3 protein-coding genes are annotated in these 5,342 nt (G+C 34.5%); 2 read left to right on the top strand and 1 reads right to left on the bottom strand.

Features of this window, described 5'->3' with window-relative positions; translation table 11 throughout:
- Positions 1-123: 123 nt before the first annotated feature.
- The gene (locus tag FPG59_RS13510; protein ID WP_086455113.1) at positions 124-3,300 is read left to right on the top strand and encodes a TonB-dependent receptor; all 3,177 of its coding nucleotides are present in this window, start codon (positions 124-126) and stop codon (positions 3,298-3,300) included.
- 224 nt (positions 3,301-3,524) lie between these two features.
- Positions 3,525-4,343 (top strand): energy transducer TonB, encoded by an 819-nt coding sequence (locus FPG59_RS13505; RefSeq protein ID WP_086455112.1) that lies wholly within the window; start codon positions 3,525-3,527, stop codon positions 4,341-4,343.
- A 57-nt stretch (positions 4,344-4,400) separates the two neighbouring features.
- Here FPG59_RS13505 and FPG59_RS13500 read toward each other — a convergent pair whose 3' ends face one another.
- Entirely contained in the window at positions 4,401-5,237 is an 837-nt protein-coding gene (locus FPG59_RS13500; RefSeq protein ID WP_086455111.1) for a M48 family metalloprotease, read from the bottom strand.
- Positions 5,238-5,342: the final 105 nt, after the last annotated feature.

The raw sequence follows: 5,342 nt of genomic DNA, 5'->3' as shown, positions 1-5,342 counted from the left end.
CACTAAAAAAGGGCGAAAATCAAAACTTTGGTTACAAAAAATTATTTTTCTAATAGTATTAATGTAACACCTTTTTTTCTATTTCTAGATTCCTTTGCCAGCATGAAACTAAACACTAAACTCATGAAAAATATTAAAATGTTCTTATTTACGATGCTGTGGATTATCGTAATAAGCGCTACAAGTCATGCACAAACCACACAAGCCTCTATTTCTGGAACCATTTCAGGTACAAATAATGAGACTATAAAAGAAGCAAATGTTACCCTGAAAAATGAATCTACTGGATTTAAAACTACTACACTTACTAACTATAAAGGCGTTTATACTTTTAAAGAATTGCCTCTAGGTGGTCCTTACACTATTACTGTAAAAACATCTGGATATGGAGAACAACAACGATCTGGATACACGCTCAATCAAGGTGATTTAATTACGATTAACATCGAAATGCAAACCGATATGCAAACCCTAGAGGTGGTAGAAGTGGTAGGCCGAGGATTAAAAAATAAAACAGGAAATCTAGGTGCGGCAACTGCAATTACAGCCAAACTCATTAATTCTTTACCCGTAAACGGAAGAAATTTCACCAACTTAATGGATTTATCTCCATTAACACGTGGCGGAAACATCTCAGGACAACTAGCATCGTCTACCAATTATACATTAGATGGTATGAATGCAAAAAACCCAACTTCGGCAGGAGCTACCACCAGCAGAAGTGGCGCACCCTACTCCATCTCTATTGAGGCTGTAAGAGAATTTAAAGTAGTAACAAATCAATATGATGTAGGTTATGGTCGTAGTGGTGGTGGAACTGTAAGTGCCGTTACTAAGTCTGGAACAAATGATTTTTCTGGAAGTATGTTTGCTTACAATAGAGCAGACTGGCTTTCTAGTGCTTATGATATTAGAGGAAACAGACGTCAAAATGATTTTACAACGACTCAATATGGTTTTACCTTGGGCGGACCTATTATCAAAGACAAATTACACTTTTTTGTAGCATGGGATCATCAACAAGATTCTAGACCATTGATTATTGCAGATGTTCAATCTCCAGAAGATGAGCTTAGGTTTAATGTAACCAAAGCAACGCTGGACAATTTTGTAACCATTGCCAGAAATAAATACGGCGTTTCAAGTTCACCTCAATATGGATCATTTGATAAAAAAAGAAATTCGGATGCAGCATTTGCTCGTTTGGATTGGCAATTAAATAGTAAAAACCTACTTACAATTCGAAACAACTTTACGTTTGATGACAATAAACTGGGATTGCAAGACAATACAGCAATTAATTTATATGAGTCTTTTGGTGATGACTATAATATTGATAACAGTATTTTAGCTTCATTGAGAACAACTGTAAATCCTAAAATCACAAACGAATTAAAAGTGCAACATCTTTACACTTTTCAAGACAGTAACCCTGGTGATCAATTGCCTGCTTACAACATTCCTAGAGCCATTGTAGAAAATGTAGCCTCCACAATTAATGGTGCTGTGAGAACTACCAATATTCAAATAGGAGGACACCGATTTGCACAAGAAAAATTCACCAATAATGTTTTTCAAATTGTAGACAATCTATACTACAATACCGATAAAATAAAATACACTTTTGGATTTGACATCATGCAAACCAATTCCAAATCAGTTTATGGTAGTGAAGTAAATGGTCGTTTCCACTTTAATAGTGTAGCAAATTTTGATAATGGCACTCCTTATCGTTACTTTAGAGAAGTACCATTAGTGGCTGATCCTACTGTTAATTCGAATATATTAAATGCTGGAATATATGGACAATTACAAACAAAAGTAGCACTGGGTGTTGACCTAACTTTAGGATTACGTTTTGATTATGCAAAGTATCCAACTGCAACTTTCAACCAAATGGTTTTTGATGAATTAGGCATTAGAACCGATAACAAATTACAATCGGCTATTTTACAGCCAAGGGTGCAATTCACATGGGATGTAAATGAAAACCACAAAGATTACATACGCGCAGGAGCAGGGATTTTTGCATCAGATTTAAATAACTATGCCATCATTAACAATTTATATTTTGATGGAAAGAAAACTGCAACTGTAGATGTTAGAGCACCAAATGTTCCTGTACCTAACTTCACTGGTTACCGAAACAACTTTTCTAGCATTCCTACGCTAGATGCTTTTCAATTACCAACTATAAATTATACTGGTACCGATGCTAAAGTACCTGTGGTTTATAAAGCTAATGTATCTTACACACATTTTTTTACAGATCATTTAAAAATGGGAATTGCTGGTTATGCAACTCTAGGACGTAATAATTATGTGTATGTAGATAGAAATATGGTTAGTAATCCGTTTTTTAATTTGGCAAACGAAGGAAATCGTGGCGTATTTGTTCCAGCAAGTTCAATACCTGCAAATGGAGCTGCAGACTGGATGCAAGGTAGAATAAGCAATAGATTAGGGAGAGTTTTAGAACTTAACAGTGAAGGAAAAGTAAATCAATTTGCGCTAGTTGTTGATGCTACTTACAAATATTTTAAGGATGGAGAAATTACGGCTAGTTACACCCTAAATGACACCAAAGACAACACTTCTTTCAACGGAAATGTGGCTAACACAGCTACACTTGTATTACCAGTAGAGGATGATCCTAGAAATTTAAGTAAAATGACATATTCTGATAATCATTTTCGACACAAGGTGGTGTTTTACGGATCATTACCCACTTTTTACGGATTTAGTGTAGGAGTTCGCTATTCTGGAATTGGTGGTACACGATATAGTTTATTATCTGGAGGAAATACAAATGGAGATTTTGTAACTGCTTCAAATGACTTAGCATACATTTTTGACATCAACAGCCCAACCGTTCCACAAAATATCAAAACTGGTTTGCAAACTATTTTAGACAATCCTGCAGCAAGTTCAAGCTTAAAAAATTATATCAACGCTTACTCTGGTAAAATTGCAGAGCGTAACGGTGGTATAAATGAGTTTTATGGTCTTGTTGATATTAGAATTAACAAAAAAATTAGTATTCCAAAAAAGCAATTTATAGAATTCACTGTAGATATTTTTAATGTTGCTAATTTACTTAACAAAGAATGGGGAGTTAATAAATCATTGAATAGCCAGTCTCTCTATGCACTAGGAACACCCGCAGCAGGCGGTAATCCCGCAGTTCCAGGTTTTGATAGTACTAGACAACAGTTTAACTACCGTGTAAACAATGCTGGTTTACCTGCCTTATCTGGCAATCCATTTCAAATACAAATAGGTTTTAAATATGCATTCTAAATAATTCTTTTTTACAAAAACACAAGCGCATCCTGATACAGTGATGCGCTTTTTTTTCGCGCAGTCTTTTATTAAAATTAATTTAGTTAAATACTAAAATATAATTCAATCAATTTTTAAAAATTTTAAAAATTAATTACAATAATAACACAATAGACACGTTATTAATAAAAAAAAACACTTGCTTATGATGTAAATGTACTTAACCATAAAAACCACAAATTATGTCTAAATTAAGCATTTACGAGACCGGCTGGATTGAACTTGTTTTTCAAAACAGAAATAAAGAGTATGGTGCGTACAAACTTCGTCAAGAGAGCACAAAAACGTCACTTACAGCACTTTTCATGGGAGTAACATTATTAGTGGGTGCCATTAGCATTCCTACACTAGTCTCAATTTTTAATCCTGAGACAACCTTTACTCCTATTGAGCCCGATTTTACAGATAAAATTGTCCAAATAACCGATGTCTATCCAAATAAAACACAACCTAAAAAAGCATTACCTCCCTTAAAAACAAAAAGTATTGCTAATCCAGTAAAAAGTAAAGCATTAATTAATCCTATTATTGTATCTACTGAAAACGCAGAGCAAAATATTGCAAAAAATACCGATCAACCAGTTGTAAATACAACGCAATCAGATGGTACGGGAACTGTAGCTGTTAATGCTAGTCCTAACACAACAGTCCAAAACGCAGTGGAAACTCCTGACACTGGAACCACCATCATTAACAGTGTAGCGCTAGATAAACTTCCAGAATTTCCAGGAGGTATCAACAAGTTTTACACGTATGTAGGTAATAATTTTGAAAAACAAGAAACTGAACTCAATGGAACAGTAAAAATCTTTGTTTCTTTTGTAATAGAAAGAGATGGTAGCATGACTGACATACAAGTAAGAAGAGATCCTGGTCATGGATTAGGAAAAGAAGCAGTTAGAGTTTTGAAATCTCTACGAACCAAGTGGACTCCAGGCATGATTAGCGGCAAACCAGTACGTACCGCTTATACCTTACCAATTACGGTTCAAATGAACTAAACACCAACATAAAAAAAAGGCAGAACTTCATGTTCTGCCTTTTTCAGTTTCAAAAAATTATTTTTTCTTTTTAACAGGTGCTTTTTTTGCTGCAACTGGCTTTTGCTTCACATAAGGCTTATACAAACCATCCTTTTCAGCTCTTAATTTAGCATTCTCAGCTCTTTCTTGTGGGTCAGGATGAGAACTCATCATTTTTTCTAAAAATGAGGCTTGAGTTCCTTCGCTCATTTTAGCTAAGATTCCAAAGGCTGAAGAGACCGCATTAACATTATAACCATTGTTTTTCATAAAATTATATGAAAATTCATCAGCCTCAGACTCTTGTTTTCTGCTGTGTTTACTATCAATCATTTGGCTACCCACTTTAGCTAACTGACTGTCAGTTATAGCTGCAACTTTATCAGATTGAGATGCTATTAAACCTAAAGCGGCTTCTTTTTTATAAGCAGCCTTAATAGCATCCCTTGAATCAGTATTAACCACGTGACCTATTTCATGCCCTATTACGGCAAGTAACTCATTATCATCCATAATATCCATTAAACCAGAATAGACGCGAACACTCCCATCAGCAGTTGCAAACGCATTTACTTCGTTTAATTTATATACTTTGTAATTTAGTGCAACTCCCTCTGTAGTCTTATGTTTTCCAAAAAGCTTATTTAAACGAAGAGTATACGGATCTTTAGCTCCTGTAATAACATGTTCAGCATCCATTTTATCTACCGCTGCTTTTGATAATGCAGCTGCATCAGCATCACTAAAAGTGAAGCCTGCTACCCCTTTTTGAACAGCTCCAAGAGCTTTTTCACCAAAATTTATTTGCGCGTTAGCGGTTGAAACCCCTAGTAAAACGAACAAAGCTCCTAAAATTATTGATTTATTTTTCATGATTTCTAATTTTAATCAAAGATACTAATTTATGTTAAAAAAAGTAAAACACATCAACATAGTTTTTTTTATACGTTGAGATACTTCATCATCTCTTACAAAGAC

Source organism: Flavobacterium sp. FPG59, assembly GCF_002150205.1.
Taxonomy (GTDB): domain Bacteria; phylum Bacteroidota; class Bacteroidia; order Flavobacteriales; family Flavobacteriaceae; genus Flavobacterium.
This window is presented reverse-complemented; position numbering and strand designations above follow the sequence as displayed.

Bases quoted from the DNA above. Each gene is read 5' to 3' on its own strand.
- FPG59_RS13510 (WP_086455113.1), top strand. From the start codon at position 124: ATGAAAAATATTAAAATGTTCTTATTTACGATGCTGTGGATTATCGTA.
- FPG59_RS13505 (WP_086455112.1), top strand. From the start codon at position 3,525: ATGTCTAAATTAAGCATTTACGAGACCGGCTGGATTGAACTTGTTTTT.
- FPG59_RS13500 (WP_086455111.1), bottom strand. From the start codon at position 5,237: ATGAAAAATAAATCAATAATTTTAGGAGCTTTGTTCGTTTTACTAGGG.